Annotated in this window: 16 protein-coding genes; 4 read left to right on the forward strand and 12 right to left on the reverse strand. The window is 38.5% G+C overall.

Annotation, left to right across the window (positions count from 1 at the left end):
* Window positions 1-226: 226 nt before the first annotated feature.
* The 12 genes from ACTQ46_RS10440 to glmU form a co-directional block, all read right to left on the reverse strand.
* Entirely contained in the window at window positions 227-1,321 is a 1,095-nt protein-coding gene (locus ACTQ46_RS10440) for an NADH:ubiquinone reductase (Na(+)-transporting) subunit F (protein WP_441749666.1), read from the reverse strand.
* Window positions 1,322-1,331: 10 nt separating this feature from the next.
* Window positions 1,332-1,916: an Rnf-Nqr domain containing protein gene (locus ACTQ46_RS10445; RefSeq protein WP_441749668.1), complete on the reverse strand. Its 585-nt coding sequence runs from the start codon at window positions 1,914-1,916 to the stop codon at window positions 1,332-1,334.
* Window positions 1,916-2,530, reverse strand: a complete 615-nt coding sequence (locus tag ACTQ46_RS10450; protein WP_441749670.1) for an NADH:ubiquinone reductase (Na(+)-transporting) subunit D — start codon at window positions 2,528-2,530, stop codon at window positions 1,916-1,918. The genes ACTQ46_RS10445 and ACTQ46_RS10450 overlap by 1 nt, the downstream gene beginning before the upstream one ends.
* A 2-nt stretch (window positions 2,531-2,532) precedes the next feature.
* Window positions 2,533-3,141 carry an FMN-binding protein gene (locus ACTQ46_RS10455; RefSeq protein WP_441749672.1) on the reverse strand — a complete coding sequence of 203 codons (609 nt, stop codon included), beginning with the start codon at window positions 3,139-3,141 and terminating at the stop codon, window positions 2,533-2,535.
* Window positions 3,141-4,112 carry an RnfABCDGE type electron transport complex subunit D gene (locus tag ACTQ46_RS10460; RefSeq protein WP_441749674.1) on the reverse strand — a complete coding sequence of 324 codons (972 nt, stop codon included), beginning with the start codon at window positions 4,110-4,112 and terminating at the stop codon, window positions 3,141-3,143. Before ACTQ46_RS10460 ends, ACTQ46_RS10455 begins: the two co-directional genes overlap by 1 nt.
* Before the next feature lie 393 nt (window positions 4,113-4,505).
* Window positions 4,506-6,074: a hydroxylamine reductase gene (gene hcp / locus ACTQ46_RS10465; protein ID WP_441749676.1), complete on the reverse strand. Its 1,569-nt coding sequence runs from the start codon at window positions 6,072-6,074 to the stop codon at window positions 4,506-4,508.
* A gap of 169 nt (window positions 6,075-6,243) precedes the next feature.
* Window positions 6,244-6,525, reverse strand: coding sequence for an HU family DNA-binding protein (locus ACTQ46_RS10470; protein ID WP_441749678.1), 282 nt, complete (start codon window positions 6,523-6,525; stop codon window positions 6,244-6,246).
* A gap of 137 nt (window positions 6,526-6,662) precedes the next feature.
* Window positions 6,663-7,667 (reverse strand): peptidylprolyl isomerase, encoded by a 1,005-nt coding sequence (locus ACTQ46_RS10475; protein WP_441749680.1) that lies wholly within the window; start codon window positions 7,665-7,667, stop codon window positions 6,663-6,665.
* 34 nt (window positions 7,668-7,701) lie between these two features.
* Window positions 7,702-11,214 (reverse strand): transcription-repair coupling factor, encoded by a 3,513-nt coding sequence (gene mfd, locus ACTQ46_RS10480; RefSeq protein ID WP_441749682.1) that lies wholly within the window; start codon window positions 11,212-11,214, stop codon window positions 7,702-7,704.
* 95 nt (window positions 11,215-11,309) lie between these two features.
* Window positions 11,310-11,897 carry an aminoacyl-tRNA hydrolase gene (gene pth, locus ACTQ46_RS10485; RefSeq protein ID WP_441749684.1) on the reverse strand — a complete coding sequence of 196 codons (588 nt, stop codon included), beginning with the start codon at window positions 11,895-11,897 and terminating at the stop codon, window positions 11,310-11,312.
* 14 nt (window positions 11,898-11,911) lie between these two features.
* Window positions 11,912-12,862 (reverse strand): ribose-phosphate diphosphokinase, encoded by a 951-nt coding sequence (locus tag ACTQ46_RS10490; RefSeq protein ID WP_441749686.1) that lies wholly within the window; start codon window positions 12,860-12,862, stop codon window positions 11,912-11,914.
* A 9-nt stretch (window positions 12,863-12,871) separates the two neighbouring features.
* Window positions 12,872-14,257, reverse strand: a complete 1,386-nt coding sequence (gene glmU, locus ACTQ46_RS10495) for a bifunctional UDP-N-acetylglucosamine diphosphorylase/glucosamine-1-phosphate N-acetyltransferase GlmU (RefSeq protein WP_441749688.1) — start codon at window positions 14,255-14,257, stop codon at window positions 12,872-12,874.
* 195 nt (window positions 14,258-14,452) lie between these two features.
* Here glmU and murC point away from each other — a divergent pair, with 195 nt between their 5' ends.
* From murC to ACTQ46_RS10515, 4 genes are all read left to right on the forward strand, one after another.
* Complete coding sequence (murC, locus tag ACTQ46_RS10500; protein WP_441749689.1) at window positions 14,453-15,865, forward strand: UDP-N-acetylmuramate--L-alanine ligase; 1,413 nt, start codon at window positions 14,453-14,455, stop codon at window positions 15,863-15,865.
* Window positions 15,862-16,509 (forward strand): HAD hydrolase-like protein, encoded by a 648-nt coding sequence (locus ACTQ46_RS10505; protein WP_441749691.1) that lies wholly within the window; start codon window positions 15,862-15,864, stop codon window positions 16,507-16,509. The genes murC and ACTQ46_RS10505 overlap by 4 nt, the downstream gene beginning before the upstream one ends.
* Before the next feature lie 406 nt (window positions 16,510-16,915).
* Entirely contained in the window at window positions 16,916-17,602 is a 687-nt protein-coding gene (locus ACTQ46_RS10510) for a DNA alkylation repair protein (RefSeq protein WP_441749693.1), read from the forward strand.
* Window positions 17,603-17,613: 11 nt separating this feature from the next.
* The gene (locus ACTQ46_RS10515) at window positions 17,614-17,919 is read left to right on the forward strand and encodes a DUF4298 domain-containing protein (RefSeq protein WP_441749695.1); all 306 of its coding nucleotides are present in this window, start codon (window positions 17,614-17,616) and stop codon (window positions 17,917-17,919) included.
* Window positions 17,920-18,077: the final 158 nt, after the last annotated feature.

The raw sequence follows: 18,077 nt of genomic DNA on the forward strand, positions 1-18,077 counted from the left end.
CTGCAAGAAAATGATGAGTTTAGATCTTACTATCAAATTCCTGCAAATGAACCTCTAGAATTAGTTGAAATATTGTAAAAGAAATCCGTCAACTACCTTGACACCCATCGCCATCCCTACTGCCTACTCCCTATTTCCTATCCCCTTTCTTTCCCTACCCCCCTCTTTCTCAGACAAAAAAATAGAGAAGGACAGTTGTCCTCCTCTATTAAAATACCTCTTAAAGCTAAAACTCGTCGAAATATATTTTTTCGTCTGGTACATTTTTTTCATGCAGAGATCCGACGATCGACTCGATCATTACAGGACTTCCGCATAGGTATGCTTCATAATTTCCATCTTCTTCTAGATACTTTTCAATGGAATTATTCACCCGTCCTTTGTCTCCTGTCCAGCCGGAGTCATCTCCTGCACGGGATAGGGTCGGCATAAATTTAAAATCATGAAGTGTTTCTTCAAACATTTTCATTTCATCTAACAAGAATAGATCTTCTTCCGTTCTCGCACCGAAGTAAAATCTTGCTTTTCGTTTGATGTCGTTGTCTTTCATATGATAAAGAATCGAACGAATCGGTGCAAACCCTGTACCTGCCGCTACAAGAACCATCTCGCTGTCTCCATCATGATAATAAAAATCTCCGTAAGGGCCGTTGATATTTACTTCGTCGCCTACATTGATAAAATTGTGCATATAGGTTGTACAGATACCCCCTGTGAAACCGATTAAAGTTTCTACATGCTTCTCGTCTGTGATAGAAGATGCAACAGAATAAGCTCTATAAACTTCTTCGTCATTTCCATCATATTCAGGTGCTTTTACCTGAATATACTGACCGGGTTTGAAGTTGATTTTTTCTCCTTCTGGAAGTTCAAATCGGAATTTCTTGATCTTATCCGTCATTACTTCAATGTCGACTACCTTTGCATCGTATTCTTTAACATTGAACAATTCTTCAGGGATACTGATTTTAATATTTTCCTTCACCTTGCACTGGCAGGAAAGTCTTACTTGTCCTTCCAGCTCTTCTGGAGTAAGCCATGGTTTCTCTGTTGCTAAAACAGGACCTCCTCCTTCTAAAACCTGCACCTTGCAGTAGCCGCAGGATCCTTTCCCCCCGCAGGCAGAAGGTATAAATACTTTTTCGTTTCTCAGAGTATCCAGGAGTGTGTTTCCCCCGTCTACAAGATACTCTTTCTCGTCGTTGATAATAAGATTTACTTCTCCATAATCGGCAATATATTTGTCCGCAATTGTAAGAACTATGGCGAACAGAGCACATAAACCGGTTATTACCGCTGTTGTTATTAATACCGTACTCATTTTCCGCCTCCTATGATATTTGAACGATTCCGGAAAAACCGATAAAAGCCATGGCCATAATTCCGGTGATAATAAGAGTTATAGGCGCTCCCTGCAGTCCTTCCGGCAGTGCATCTTCATTAATTCTATGCCTAATCCCTGACATAGTTATAATTGCCAAGGCCCAGCCAAGTCCTGATCCGATAGAAAAACCAACGGTTTGAAGGAAATTATACTCTCGGATAACCATGAAAAGGGAAACTCCAAGGATCGCACAGTTTACAGTGATAAGAGGAAGGAAGATTCCCAATGCATAGTAGAGATTTGGAATATATCGTTCCAATATCATCTCTAAAAGCTGTACGAAAGCCGCTATCGAAATAATAAACACGATAAAACGCAGATACTCGATATTGAAATAAACCATAAGGTCATAAAGGAAATAGTTTATGATCGTTGTAATTGTAATTACAAAGGTAACAGCAATTCCAAGTCCTGTCGCTGTTTCTATTTCTTTACTTACTGCTATAAACGAGCACATTCCAAGGAAATTACTAAATATCATATTGCTCGTAAAGATAGATGCAAAAAAGATTACTAATGGATGTATAGTCATTATTTAGCTCCTTCCTTCTTTTTTCGGTAATTGAAAGCCAGCCACATGATAATCGGAAGGATAAAGAAAGCTCCCGGCGGCATAACCATCATCGTCCATGGTGTAAAAGATTCCGGCATAATTCTGATTCCGAAAAGAGAACCAAATCCTAGCAGCTCTCTTACAAAAGCAATCAGCAGCAGCACAATCGTATACCCTATCCCTGAGATGAATCCGTCTACAAAAGAAGGCAATGGCTTGTTTGCAATCGCATAAGCTTCCGCTCTTCCCATGATAATACAGTTCGTAATAATCAAGCCGACATAAGGCCCTAAGGTCTTGCTCATCTCTGGCATATAGGCCTTCAAAAAGATATCTACAATGATTACATAAAAGGAAATGATAAACACTTGAACCATCATACGGATATGCTTCGGTGTAATATTACGAAGAAGAGAGATAGTTAAGGATGATAATGCAGTTACAATCGCAAGGGCAATCCCCATTACTAAGGAGTTCATCGCTAAGTTTGTGACCGCAAGGGTTGAACAGATTCCGACAACTTGAAACAGCACAGGGTTGTCATGTAGCAGGCCGTCTCCAACAATTTTTTTGTAATTTGTTTTATTTGCCATTTTTACATACCTCCCTTGCTTTTGATAAATTCTGTAATATCTTCATTCAGCATATTTATGACAAACGTAGACGTTTGTGTAGCACCGGCTATGGCATCTACATTCCCGCCGTCGGCAGGTCTTGAAATAAAGATTTCTCCAGGAGAGGACCCTGAGATATCTAGATCTCTGTACTGGCTTTTATATTCCTCTTCGGAAATACGGCCGCCAAGCCCCGGTGTTTCGTCTTGTTTTATAAACTCTATACCTGTTACAGTTTCCATATCCGCTGTTACACCCAAATATCCCTCAATACTTCCCCATAATCCGGGTCCAGCAAAAGGTGCGGCATAGGCAGCAGGCTCTCCGTTTTCTTCTAGTATATATACACTTTCTCCTTCATACTGCTCTTCTGTTATTCTTTCGTCGAATACTGTATCGATCTCTTCCGGTTCCGCTTCTTCTGGAAGAATATCAAACACCGCTAGGATCTTTTGTTTTAATTCGATTTCCTGGTTGAATTCGATTTTTGGCTGAGAAACACCGTTAATCAGTGCTAATATCGCCGTAAGCACACCAGTTAGAATAATCATAAAGACGACAGGAAACAATAATCCTTTTTTCTTAGTCATTATACTGCCGCCTCCTTTGCTTTTTTATTTGCAGCTCTTTGTTTCACTGCGTAATCGATAATCGGTGCAAATAGATTTCCCATAAGAATCGCAAACATCATACCTCCTGAGAACAATGCAAAACCTCTTATAATTACTGTTACTACCCCGATTATAATTCCGTACATCCACTTGCCAGGCACCGTTTTCGCGGCCGAAATAGGATCTGTCGCCATAAATACAGTTCCGAACAAGAATCCTCCGATTAACATTCCGTAAATCGGATTCGGTACAGATTCAACTCCCATAAAATGAAATACAGAAGATAAAGCTGCAAAACCTAAAACAGTTCCTGCCATAATCTCCCAAGAAGCAACCTTTTTATAAATCAGGTACACTGCAGATATCAGGATTAGAATCTTAGACGTTTCTCCGATAACCCCCGGCACATTTCCAATTAGAAGATTAACAAGATCTGTTAATTCTCCTCCATTTCGAAATAGCAGCATCGGTGTTGCTGTCGTTACTGCATCGATATGAGGCAGGATATAAGCTCCAAATCCTCCCGGCAGCCCTTGTGCTGCTTCATTCCAGAAAATGGTCAAAGGATTGGCAAAGTTGATATAAATAAAAGCTCGTCCTACCAAAGCAGGATTAAAAACATTTTTACCAAATCCTCCAAATACCATCTTCCCAAAAAACACCCCAAAAGCAATCCCTGCTGCTGATATCCAAAAAGGCAGCGACACAGGCAATGTCATCGTATAAAGAATGCTCGTAATGATCACCGCTTCCGAGATTTTTTTCTTATTAAAAATCTTTCTTTCGCATACATACTCTACTACAACTGCTGCTATTAAGTTTAAAAGCAGCAATGCTAATACACGCCATCCAAAAGTATATATTGCGTATAATGCAATAACACATAAAGGAATCAATACGGTACGCATCATTTTCTGTTTCATAAAGTATTTTCCATAAAGTTCTTTCAAATAATACACCTCCACAAAAAAATTTAGATAAATATTTAATTATACAAACCATAACACCGATTCCGCATTCAAAAAATCGATTCTTATAGTTTAATATATCTCCATTTCGATTATACCTGAATAGAACATAAATTTCTTGTAAAACATTATCTTTCTTTCAATTTTATTATAAATCTTTTTCAAGAAACAGTTTCATATTTTTGATCAGATTATAATCTTATTTTGATATCAAGCCTATTATATTATCTTCTCTATAATATTCTATGCTGCCTTTTGCTTTTTTATAAAGGCCATATTTTAGGCTTTTATCCGCCTATAGTATTTCTTTGGCAAAAAAAGGACTGCACAAATGTGCAGTCCAAAGAGACTTGGGTTTTATATTTACAGCCAAAATTATCCTAAGATTTCCGCTAAATCTTTTGCGTATTCTCCTGTAGGGCTGATATTGAATTTCTCTACTAATAGATTCAATACATTTTCTGAAACGAAAGCTGGAAGTGTAGGTCCTAAATAAATATCTTCGATTCCTAGATATAATAATGTTAATAATACACAAACCGCTTTTTGCTCATACCAAGAAAGAACGATAGATAATGGAAGATCGTTTACGCCGCAGTCGAATGCCTCTGCTAAAGCTACCGCAACACTGATTGCACTGTAAGCATCATTACATTGTCCCATATCCAAGATTCTTGGAAGTCCTGCAACAGTACCTAAATCAAGGTCGTTGAAACGGAATTTACCGCAGGCAAGTGTTAAGATTACAGAGTCGTCTGGAGTATTTTCTACTAATTTTGTATAGTAGTTTCTTCCCGGTTTCGCACCGTCGCATCCTCCTACTAAGAAGAAGTGGCTGATATCTCCACCTTTAACAGCATCTACTATGGCACCTGCATTTGCAAGAACTGCATCATGTCCAAATCCTGTTGTTACCTCTGTTCCTCCGTTGATTCCTGTAAAGTCTTGATCTTCATCATATCCGCCTAGTTCTAAAGCTTTTTCAATAACAGGTGTAAAGTCTTTGTCGTCTCCGATATGAACCATTCCCGGGTAATCTACTACGGATGTAGTAAAGATTCTGTCGCTGTAGCTGTCTTTAACTGGCATAATGCAGTTTGTTGTAAACAAAACAGGTCCTGGAATATTGTCGAATTCTTTTTGCTGATTTTGCCAAGCAGTTCCAAAGTTCCCTTTTAAGTGTGAATATTTTTTAAGCTCTGGATATGCACAGCCTGGAAGCATTTCTCCATGAGTATAGATGTTGATGCCTTTTCCTTCTGTCTGCTCTAAAAGAAGTTTCATATCTCTTAGATCATGACCTGTAATAACGATGAAAGGTCCCTTTTCAATTTTCAAAGATACTGTAGTAGGCTCTGGTTTTCCATAAGATGTTGTATTCGCTTTATCAAGAAGTTCCATGGTCTTAAGGTTGATTTCTCCCTCTTTCATAACAAGACCCAATAGCTTTTCCTGATCTGTTTCTTCTGCTAATGCAATCATGCCTTCATAGAAGAAATCATTCACTTCATCAGACTCGTATCCTTGAACTCTTGCATGATGAGCGTAAGCTCCTGTACCTCTTAAACCGAATAAAAGAAGTGATTTTAAAGATTTAATATCTTCATTTTCTTCTTCCCAAATATTGTTTAAGTCGTAAGCCGGGAACAATTCTCCATTTCCATGATCGTTTTTAATAGATTTTGCTCTTTGAATAAATCTTTTTATCGACTCGTCGTCAAAGTTTACATTTGTAATCGCTACAAATAGTCCGTCGATCATCATAGAGTCTGTTTCAGCATCTCTATTCCCATTCTTTCTAACAGCTTGAGCTAAAGCGATAAGCTCACCTGTTAAAACATCTTGTAAATTTGCTGTTTCGGCAGTCTTGCCGCAAACACCTACTTTAGTACAAGCTTCCCCTTTTGCAGTCTGCTCGCATTGAAAACAAAACATATTTTCCATTTTTAAAACCCCCTGTTTATGTGTGTCGGTTAGTTTACTCATTGCTTATTCATTATACCCATATTATAAACGGCACAATCAAGCCATTTCCGTAACCTATGTTACGTAAACAGATTATTTTTATATGTTTTGCAAAAAAAAACAAAAACCGGATCAACCGGTTTTTGAATTATTTTTTATTAACAGCTTCTTTTAGAGATTTTCCAGCTTTAAAAACAGGAGCTTTAGAAGCAGGAATCTGAATTTTTTCTTCAGGATTTCTTGGGTTTCTTCCTTCTCTTGCTTTACGGTCGCGAGCCTCAAAAGTACCAAATCCAACTAATTGAACTTTGTCTCCTTTTGCTAATGTTTCCTGAATTGTTTCTAAAAATGCGTTTAACGCTCTTTCAGACTCTACTTTTGTAAGATTACTTTTTTCTGCAATACTTGATAATAACTCAGCTTTGTTCATTAAAATATTCCCTCCTTAGGATTTAAATCATCTTTTCGATACCACTTTGCAACACAAAGTTTATACCTGTTAAGATTATAGTTGAACTTTCTCACTTTTTCAAGTAATTTCGCAATATTAAGCCTTTACTGTGTGGATTACTTATATTTCTTAACACCTAAATCTCTTCTATACTGATTAATTAAATCTTCTGATTTCTGTTGTATGATTTTGTTTGTAATGTCTTGATTTGCCTGAGTTTTAAGTTCTTCGTCGTATTTATCAAAATCTTCTTCTACAGAATTTACCTTGATAACATGGTATCCGTATTCAGATTCTACCGGTCCGCTTATATCTCCGGCTTTCATTCCTTTTAATGCATTTTTAAACTGTTCTACCATAGAAAATGGAAGGAAATTTCCTAAGCTTCCGCCGTTTTGTGCAGAACCGGGATCCTTGCTGTGCCGCTTGGCAAGTCTTGCAAAATCAACGCCTTCTTTTTTTGCATCTTTAGAAAGAGCTGCAGCCAATTCTTGTGCTTTCTTTTTCCCTTCTTCTGGATTCACCGGAGCTGCTTCTTCTCCTTCTTTTGGCTGCACTTGAGAATCTGCAGTAATTAAAATATGGTTGGCATTATACTGTGTATAATCTTCTTTATGATCATTAAAATATTTTTTAATATCTTCTTCTGAAGGTTTGAATTTTTCTGAAACAAATTCATTGTATTTGTTTGACTTCAGCTGCTCTAAGTACTGTTGTCTTAACTGCTCTTCTGTAGCGCCTTGAGCCTCTAAAACTTTCTTGAACTCTTCTTCTCCGCCGATTTGTTCCTTCATGGCATTGATTGTTTCGTCTATTTCTTTTTCATCTACAGTGATTTTGTTGTCTGCCATAATCTTATCCATTACCTTTTGATTGATTAAAGCTTCTGTAACATTTTCTTTCGCTTCCGCTACCATAGTTTTGCCCTGCTGAGTACTTTCGTTGAACATTTCTTCCCCATAGTGCTTTTTAAGATCACCCATATACTTGTTGAGTTCATCTTCCGTAACAACCTGATCTCCAACTGTAGCAACAGCACCTTCCGGTTTTTGCTGGCATCCTGTAGCCAATAATCCAATAGTCGCGGCAGCTAATGCTACCCCCATAATTCTTTTTCTCATACGTCCTCCTAAATAATTCATGCTTTTATTATATCTAATCTATGCGAATCTTCAAAGAATAGATCCTTTGCAACAGATCGATCACAGTATCCAGCTTTTTATCTTTAAAATCCAAATTAATATTCGGTTCTTCTCCCATGCTGAAAGAAAGAAGCTCTCCATATTGTTCGCTTAATGCGCCGATGATCTCAAGGGAGAGATCCTCGATCTTCTCAAACTCCAAAAACAGCCTGCCCTTAAGCTCTCTTACCCGATGAAAACCGGTAAGGCCTGCATAAGATTTTAAAAGAGCAATCTTCATCAGATTTAAAACAGATTTTGGAATATCTCCGAAACGATCGACTAATTCTTCGATCAGATCTTCGTAATCCTCCTGGCTTCTAGTGGAAGCAATCTTTTTATACATATCGATCTTTTCATCCTGATCTCCAATATATGTGGAAGGAATATAACCATCTACCGGAATTTCCACGACGACTTCTTTTCTTTCTTCCGCTTTCTCGCCTTTTGCTTCTCTTACCGCTTCTTCCAGAAGTTTTGCATAAAGATCATATCCAATCGCTGCTACATGCCCGTGCTGGCTTTCTCCTAAGATATTGCCGGCTCCTCTTAGCTCCAGATCCCGCATAGCGATTTTATATCCTGAACCGAACTCGGAGAAATCTTTAATGGCCATCAACCGTTTTTCTGAATTTTCTGCTAGGGATTTTCCTTTTCGATAAGTAAAATACGCGAAAGAACTCCGTTCTCCCCGACCGATTCTTCCCTTTAATTGATAAAGCTGTGATAAACCCATCCTGTCAGCATTGTATATCACCATTGTGTTGACATTTTGTATATCGAGGCCTGTTTCTATAATTGTTGTCGATAAAAGAATATCATATCTCCCTTCTGTAAAGTCCATCATAATCTGTTCTAGGACTTTTTCCTGCATCCGTCCATGGGCAACGGCAATTCTTGCTTCCGGCACTAAATTCTGCAGTTTAGAATGAATATCGTCTATATCTTCTATCCGATTGTAAACAAAATAGATTTGACCTCCCCGGTCCATTTCTCTTCGGACCGCTTCTTGAATCACACTAGGTTCAAATTCTATAATATAAGAGGTCGTCGGATAACGCTCTTCTGGAGGTTCTTCCAATAAAGACATATCCCGAATTCCTACAAGCCCCATTTGAAGGGTACGGGGAATAGGCGTTGCGGAAAGAGTAAGGACGTCCACATCTTCTTTGATCTTTTTCAGCTGTTCTTTATGTTTGACTCCGAAACGCTGTTCTTCATCTACGATCAAAAGCCCAAGATCCTTAAATTCCAGTTTTTTTGAAAGAAGACGGTGGGTTCCCACTACCATGTCTACTACCCCGGTACGTACCCCTTCTATACTATCTTTCTGTTGTTTTGCAGTACGAAATCTTGATAAGACATCGACTCGAACGGGAAAGTTTTTAAAACGTTCTTTTATCGTATGATAATGCTGCTGGGCAAGGATGGTTGTAGGAACCAGAAAGGCCACCTGTTTTCCATCCATAACTGCCTTAAAAGCCGCACGTATTGCTACTTCCGTCTTTCCATAGCCTACATCTCCGCAGAGCAGGCGGTCCATTGGTTTATCCGATTCCATATCTTTTTTAATTTCGTCTATACTTCTAAGCTGGCTGTAGGTTTCTTCATAGATAAAAGACTCTTCGAACTCTTTCTGCCAAGGGGTATCCGGCCCGAAAGCATGGCCTTTTAATTTTGATCTTTTCGCGTACAGCTCGATCAAATCCTGTGCCATCTCATCTACGGATTTCTTCGCTTTCTGTTTTGCCTTAATCCATTCAGTGCCCCCAAGCTTGTTTAATGAAGGTCTTCTTTTTTCGTTACCGATGTATTTTTGTACCAGATTCATCTGATCTGTAGGAATAAAGAGTTTGTCTTGACCGCGATACTGAAGAACAAGATAATCTTTCGTCACACCTTGGACTTCAATTTGGGAAACACCTCTATACTCACCGATACCATGGCTTTCATGAACGACAAAATCGCCGATCTGAAGATCTGTATAGTTGATCAGATCTCTGGAGGTGCTTTTTTTCTTTTTCTTGTGCTGTTTGATCTTCTGTTTTCCATAAATTTCTTTATGGCTGATTATAGAAAACTTTCCGTTCTTATACTCCATGCCAGCCTTAGCATTTCTTTTTGTGATAAAGACCTGCCCTGTTTTAAAGTCCGTATCCAAGTCTTCTACAATGGCCGCTGGGATATTTTCCTTTTCCAAAAGATCATAAAATAAGTAAGCATTTTCTTCAGACTCTGCTAAAAGAATCACTTTAAAGCCGTCATAACTTCTTTTTTCAACAAAACGCACCATTTCATCCATATCCCGGTTGAAAGACGGCGCTTCTGAAGACTCTATTTTGATATTTATTTTCGGATTTAATAATCGTGTTCTTTTTAATAAAGAAGTTGCATTGATGGGCGTGAAATTCTTCATCCGGTCCAAAATTTTTGATGCGGGAAGAAGGATCTCTTCATGGCTTTCGAACACTTCCCCCTGCTCTAACTGATAAGTATATTCTTCTAAATATCGTTGATATTCATTTTGATTTTCATCATAAACCCTTGAAAGATCTTCAAAAAACACAATAGAATCTTCCGGCATATACTCTGGGAAAACTGTATAATCTTTCTCTTTTAAGTACGGAAAGATCAAGTCTAAACTATTTAAACGCAGACCTTCCTTCAAATGATGAACAATCCCGGTGAATTTATCGATAGTTTTCTCCGGATCTCCTTGAAGCATAAAGGGATGGTCTTTGGCTTTTTGTATCTCTTTCTCTAGAGCCCGGATAACAGTATTTCTCATGGAATCTGACAGTATAAGCTCTCTCGAAGGCCCTATACTAAAGGACTCAATGTTTTCCAACGACCTTTGGCTTTCCACTTCGAAGATTCTCATAGAATCGATCTCGTCTCCAAAGAGCTCGATTCGAACAGGATTTTCCATGGACACAGGGAAAATATCTACTATCCCGCCTCGTACTGCAAATTCTCCTTTTGTTTCTACCATAGAGTTTTTCTCATATTTTAAATTCACTAAAATCTCTTGAATCTGTTCTACATTGATTTCTTGATCCAAATCTATTGTAAGACTGCTTTTTTCAAAATCTTTTCTGTTTTGAAGCGGTCTTAGCATGGCCTTTAAGGTAGATACCAATATAAAAGGCTCCTTTCGCATAAGACGGTTCATAACTTTTAATCTTTGTTTTTCGTTTTTGTCCTCTACCACCTTGAGCTCAAAAAAAGAAGTTTCAAGTGCCGGATAATACTCTGCACAATCCTTTTCCATCTCCTGAAACTGTTCATACACTCGCCGTCCTTCTCTTTCATTCTCTACGATAAAAGCTAGAAAACGGCCTGTATGTTTATGGAGTCCATACGCTAGATGAGGCATACTCTCCTTCACCAAACCATGAAGGTAAATCGATTCTTTATCTCCCACTCCTTCTAAGAGTTCTTGATAGGATTTTATGCCTTTCAGCGGATCTATAATAAAGTTTTTCATCTTCCCCTCCAATCTAAGAAACCCGGAGAATCTATCCCGGGTCTTTCTATTTTTTATCTTCACCTTAAGATAAGCTCTGGATCAAAGATCAGAGCTTATCTTGGAGGATCGATTTCATGTTTTATTCCATTAAATCGGCTCATGGTATCTTGAATATTTTCCCTTACTATCATTGCCGCAGCATCCTTCGCATCTTTTATCTCCATGCGAAGAATTCTCTCCTCTTCTTTCGAGAAATTGCTCAGCACAAAAGCAGCTAAGTCCATATAGACCGGCTTTTGTCCAACTGCTATTTTTATTCGAGGAAACTGTTCTGTCTTTATCTCCTTGACGATAGACTTTAATCCGTTGTGGGTTCCTGCAGAACCCTTCTGTTTCACACGGATCGTTCCAAAGGGAATATCGATATCATCGCAGATCACGATAATGTTTTCAGGAGGCAGTTTATAAAAATTTACAGCTTCTCTCACAGCTTCACCTGAAAGATTCATATAGGTTAGCGGTTTCAAAAGAACCACTTCTTCCCCTTCGATTCTTCCCTTGCCCATTAAAGACTTAAATTTGCTGCGGTCTACCGAAATACTATATTCATCGCTTAAAAGATCGATGGTCTGAAACCCCACGTTGTGCCGTGTTTTTTCATATTTGCCCCCGGGATTTCCAAGCCCTACAATTAAATACATTCGTCCTCCTTACATTAAAAGAGAAGAGAAACAGAATCATTGCAATGCACGCGCTGAATCACTTCTGCAAAACTTTTTGAAATATTGACTACCTTTAGTTTCGATGTTTCTTTCATTTTATCCTCTTGAGGTATCGTATTGGTCACAACACATTCTTCCACGCAAGACGCAGCAATACGCTCCATCGCCGGGCCTGAAAGAACACCATGTGTTGCAGTAATCGTTACTTTTTTTGCTCCTTGATCCTTGAGAGCCTCTGCGGCGTTTAAAATCGTTCCTGCCGTATCGATCATATCATCCACAATAATGCAGTCTTTACCCTCTATCTCTCCTATAACATTCATCACTTCTGATACATTTTCTTTCGGTCTTCTCTTTTCGATCATAGAAAGAGGCAGATTTAGTTTTTCGGCAAAAACCCGAGCCCGGCTGACTCCTCCTAGATCAGGAGAAACCACCACCGTTTCTTTAGAATCGATATGCCCTTTAAAATACTCTGCCAAAGCGCCTAGTCCTGTTAGATGATCTACTGGAATATCAAAAAACCCTTGAATCTGTGCTACATGAAGATCCATTGCAATAACCCGGTCGGCTCCTGCCGTTTCAATCATATTTGCCACAAGCTTTGCAGTAATGGGATCCCTTCCCTTGGTTTTTTTATCTTGTCTTGCATAACCATAGTAGGGAATTACTGCAGAAATTCTTCCTGCAGAGGCTCGTTTGCAGGCATCGATTAAAATCAAAAGCTCCATCAGATTATCGTTGGTAGGACTGCAGGTGGGCTGAACAAGATACACATCGCAGCCTCGAATCGATTCCCCGATATTGATATTAATCTCTCCGTCTTTAAACCGGCCCACTTGCAATATACTTTTTTTAATTCCCAAATGATCGCAGATTTCCTCTCCAAAAGCTTCATGAGCCGTTCCAGAAATCACTTTCATCTCATCATAACAGGTAAGCATGTTGTCCTCCTATAATTTACCGTTCTTTTTGCGTTTGTCTACCCATCCGGCAATATTTGCCTGGGTTCCTCTTTCGATGGCTAGTTCTCCTTTTTTAACGGCCTTCGTGATCGTTGAACCTGCTGCGATATAAGCTTCTTCTTCTATTTCGCAAGGAGCTACGATATTCGCATTGCTGCCGATAAAACTTCCACTTCCGACCTTTGTTCTCGCTTTGTTTTTGCCGTCGTAATTGGCAAAAATAACACCACAGCTGATATTGATATTTTCGCCCAAGTCAACATCCCCTAAATAAGCTAGATGGCCTGCTTTTGTTCCGTCGCCTACCGTAGACTTTTTGATCTCTACAAAATCGCCGATATGGACATGTTTTCCAAGTTTTGAATTTGGTCTTAAGTGAGAGAAAGGTCCTACATCTGTACCTTCTCCTATTTCGCTTTCTATAATATAAGAAGATTTAATCACAACTTCGTCGTCTAAGATAGAATCTTTAATAAAGCTGTCCCCGAAAATTTCGCAGGACTCTCCGATTTTTGTCTTTCCAAAAATACGAACGCCGCTTCCGATATAGGTATCCCTTCCGATTTCCACACCCGGTTCTATAAAGGTTCTTTCCGGATCTTCCATCACAACTCCGTCGATCATAAATTTTTCGTTGACTCTTCTCTTCATAATCTTTTCCGCTTCCGCCAGCTGAAGTTTCGAGTTGATGCCGTAGACTTCTTCCACATCATCGATTAAAAACGTAGAGATATTTCCACCCTCTTCTCTTAAGATTTCAAAGATATCTGTAAGATAGAGTTCTCCTTGTTCGTTATCTGTATCCAACTTTGAAATACTGTCTTTTAAGGCCTTTCCTTGAAGAGCCATAATTCCAGAGTTGAACTCTTTTATTTCCAGTTCTTCCTCGCTGCAGTCCTTATGCTCCACAATTTTAAGCATATTTCCCTGCTCGTCTTTGACCACACGGCCGTATCCTGTAGGATCTTCTATAGTGGCTGTCAGCACAGTCGCTATGCTTTTATAATCTTTGTGATAGTCTACAAAGGATTTCAGCGTTTTTCCTGTTATCAAAGGAATATCTCCTGTTAATATAAGCACTGTGTCATCGTCTGCTATCTCTTCTAACGCCAAGCTGACAGCATACCCTGTACCATAGGGAATCCCTTCTCCGATTTCCTGTGTTTTAAAAGACACATTCTCTTCTTGAATCTTTTCTTCCAGAAAAGCTCTGTTTTTTCCTGCGATAATAACATTTTTCGCCGCACCGGCTTCTACAGAAGCATCCAGTACATAAGAAATCATCGTTTTATTTAACAAAGTATGAAGCACTTTAGACTTCTTTGTTTTCATTCTTGTTCCTTCGCCTGCTGCTAATATAATTGATATATCCATTTGGAGTCACTCCTCATTGTTTTCAGAATTTATTTTAACTACTTTTCATTATACTATATTTGAGCAGCTTTTTTATAATCAGAATGTTTACAATACTGCAAAGCTGTCATCTGCTCCATTTATAGATTAGAATTATGCTATAATTATAGAAGATATTTCACCATCCTAACAATAAAGGAATTACAGGAGGACATTATGTTTGAATTTGATCTTAAAGATAATAATACATTTCATAAAATACATTTTATAGGAATTGGCGGAGTCAGTATGAGCGGAATCGCTGAACTGCTTCATGCCCACGGTTTTGAAATAACAGGCTCGGACCGAGAAGATTCCGATTCTGTTCAGCACTTAGTTTCCATCGGAGCAAAAGTTGCCGTTGGACAAAAAGCAGAAAACATCGAAGATCCGGACCTTGTGATCTATACAGATGCAATCCTTCCAGAAAACGAAGAACTTATCGCTGCAAAGAAACTGTCTGTACCCGTAGTCACAAGAGGTGTATTTTTAGGTGCTTTAATGCGTAATTACAAATACTCTATCGGAGTTTCCGGCTCTCACGGAAAATCTACCACGACCAGCATGATCGCAAAAATACTTATCAATTCCGAAGTTGACCCCAATATCCTGATCGGAGGAAAGCTGGATGAAATCGCCGGAAATGTCCACTGCGGAAAAAGCGATTATTTAGTAACAGAGGCCTGCGAATTCAAAGGAAATATTCTCCATTATTATCCTTCCATGGCGATCATTCTCAATATCGATGAAGATCATTTAGATTATTTTAAAGATATCAACCATATCGTAAGCACCTTTATCGGCTATATGAAAAATCTTGACGAGAATTCTAAAGCTCTAATCAACGGAGATGACGAAAACTGTTCGCCTCTTTTAGATCATGTCAAAGGCGAAGCCATTACCTTCGGTCTCAAAAACCCGGAAGTAGACTATCACATTAAAAACATTACCTTTACAGATAAGGGATTTCCTTGTTTCGACATCGAAAGCGATCGCTTCGAGAAAAACGGCGATTCCAAAATCCAGCGTTTCGAATTGGGCATTTTAGGAAAGTATAATACTTATAATTCCTCTGCTGCCATTATCGCCTGCTACGAAACAGGAATCTCTTTAGACTATATAAGAGAACATATCAAAGCCTACCGCAATCTTCACCGCAGAATGGAAATTATCGGCGACTATAACGGGACAACTATAATGACAGACTACGGCCATCATCCTATCGAGATCAAAGCCACTTTAAGCGCTTTGAAACCCCAAACAAAGGGCAGACTTTTCTGTGCATTCCAACCCCATACCTACAGCCGTACCAAACTTTTAATGGACGACTTTGCAGAGGCTTTTTACGATGCAGACGAAGTCATCGTAACAGAAATCTATGCAGCCAGAGAAAATTTCGATCCTACTGTTCATTCTCTTGATTTGGTAGAGCGGTTAAAAGAAAATAATGTAGCTGCAAAATATTTTAAAACTTTTACAGAAGCTCAAGATTATATGGAGTCTAAAGTGGAGAAAGACGACATTGTCTTAACGACCGGCTGCGGAAACCCGGATATTTTAGCAAAAATGATGGCAGGACTTGTTAAATGAAATACAAAAATATCCTCTTCGATTTAGACGGAACGATTGTAAAATCTGAAAAAGGTATATTCAACTCTATCCGCCATGCCCTAAAAGAGTATTCTTTTGAAAATATCTCCGATGAAAAACTTTTACCCTTTATCGGTCCTCCATTAATCGATTCCTTTCAGAAAGAATTTGATTTTAATGAAGAAAAAGCAATGGAAGTTGTAGGGAAATATCGGGAACATTATTCGGAGACAGGTCTGTTCGAAAACGAAATCTATAACGGAATAGAAGAATTATTAAATCAGCTTCACGAAAAGTGCCAGCTGTTTATCGTAACGACAAAACCCCAGCCCTTTGCTGAAAAGATTTTAGCTCATTATGATCTAAAAAAACTTTTCAAAAAAATCTATGGCCCGACCTTTGACGGGAAGCATAATGATAAAAGAGAACTGATGCATTTCGCCTTGGAAGATTCAAACTTAAATCCTTCCGACTGCCTGATGATCGGCGACCGCTGCTATGATATGGAAGCCGCTGCTGTAAACCATGTAGATGCTTTAGGTGTTCTTTACGGCTACGGAGATAAAAAAGAGCTTCTAGAAAGCGGAGCCTTGACCACCGCTTCCAATGCTGAAGAAATACTAGCATTTATTAAGCAGAGATAGGAGCAGAGGAAAGAAAGAAAAAAGAGCAGCAGAGTATAGGAGTGAGAGAGTATAAGAGCGGAGATATAGAAGAAACATGGGACGTGTTTCATATATAAGATTTTCTAAAAATAATTCTCTTTTTATAGAATAATAAAAAAAATCAAAAAATATTTATATTATAATTAAAAACAGCTAAGTATACTTATCCTATGAAGAAAATGAATGTATTTTTCATTTTCCACCACAACTCCGCTCTATCACTCTTGAAGCCCTAGCTCAAATCAGGCATTTTGATTTGATTGCAGGTCTCATGCCACTCATTTCCCAAGAATGGTGTTTTCCCAGGATTGGATAGAAATGATCGGCCCCGCTCTCACACTCTTCTTTAAGCTCTCCCCTCTTTTTTCAACAACAGGAGTATATTATGGACACCATCCGAAAAGAACTTTTTACAATGGAGGACCTAGGCTATAATGACTTTATCAAAAGGCTTATTCCAACAGTAGAAGAAGAAAGAATCATCGGTATCCGAACGCCTCTTCTTCGAAAATATGCTAAAAACTTGATGAAAAATGATACAGAAAAAGCCCAGGGATTCTTAAAAGAGCTGCCTCATTATTATTATGAAGAAAATAATCTCCACGGCTTTTTAATCGAAAATATAAAGAATTTCGATTCTGCACTCGCATTAACAAAGGAGTTTCTCCCTCATATCGATAACTGGGCTACCTGCGACAGTTTTTCGCCAAAAATATTTAAAAAACACCCTGAGAGGATGTTTAAAGAGGCTAAGAATTGGATAAAATCTACACATACCTATACAATCCGCTATGGTATAGGCGTTTTTCATTCTAATTTCTTAGATAAAGATTTCCAGCCGGAAATCTTAAGATTCATCTCCCGTATAGAGTCTCGAGAATACTATGTAAACATGATGATCGCCTGGTTTTTCAGTTCCGCAGTGATCAAACAAAAAAAGGCAGCCTATCCCTATTTAGAAGAGCAGACCCTCGACAAATGGACTCATAATAAGACCATTCAAAAGTGTATCGACAGCTTTAGAATTACAGAAGAAGAAAAGAGACATTTGCGAAAACTCAGAATCAAATAAGGAGAACCCTCATGAAAGATAAAAATACAAGTGCAGCGAAAAAACGTGCAGGAGAAATGCAGATCTTGTACGAAGAAGTTCTGCAGGATAATCATGAATTTCGTAAATTTATCAGAAGTTTCAAAGAGAAAAAGCTCCGTTTAGATTTATTAACTCAATACTATTCCAGTAATTGGAAAACCGATCGGGATGTAATCTATGCCCAAGACAAAGAATATGAAAAATACACCATCCTTTCAGAAGACCCTGTCTTCAATGCCATTGAAGAGCAGATTATACTTATGAAAGAATTAACCGACCTCTTAAATCAATACTAAGGAAAGTGAGGAAGGGTAAAAACAGAGTGAAAGAGTGGAGTGGGGAGAGTATAGTGACCCCCAAAAGTTGGACTTGGTTTTCGAAAACAATTAAATTAGTTTGCTGCTATTTTATTTAACTCCTTTCTGGTTTTGGCTGTCAAGAGCAGAAGCGTAGC

Origin of the sequence: Gallicola sp. Sow4_E12, assembly GCF_052116305.1 — a bacterium.
In the GTDB taxonomy this organism is placed as follows: domain Bacteria; phylum Bacillota; class Clostridia; order Tissierellales; family Peptoniphilaceae; genus JBQKLI01.